The organism is Pantoea sp. PNT03 (assembly GCF_014852515.1).
GTDB lineage: Bacteria > Pseudomonadota > Gammaproteobacteria > Enterobacterales > Enterobacteriaceae > Pantoea > Pantoea leporis.
The window spans coordinates 1-287 of sequence record NZ_JACVBT010000021.1 but is presented as its reverse complement, the minus strand read 5'-3'; the positions used below and the strand labels follow the sequence as shown (position 1 = coordinate 287).

The 287-nt window shown below is 53.7% G+C and carries 1 rRNA gene; it reads left to right on the top strand.

Annotated elements, in window-relative coordinates:
* A 23S ribosomal RNA gene (locus IB226_RS23090) occupies nucleotides 1-287 on the top strand; the annotation flags it as partial.

Genomic DNA, 287 nt, shown 5'->3' with positions numbered 1-287 from the left:
AGGCGAGGCTGAAAAGCGTAGTCGATGGGAAGCAGGTTAATATTCCTGCACTTGGTGTTACTGCGAAGGGGGGACGGAGAAGGCTAGGTTATCCGGGCGACGGTTGTCCCGGTTTAAGCGTGTAGGCGGAGAGTTCAGGTAAATCCGGACTCTTATTAACGCTGAGGCGTGACGACGAGCCACCACGGTGGTGAAGTAACTGATGCCCTGCTTCCAGGAAAAGCCTCTAAGCTCCAGGTAACACGAAATCGTACCCCAAACCGACACAGGTGGTCAGGTAGAGAATA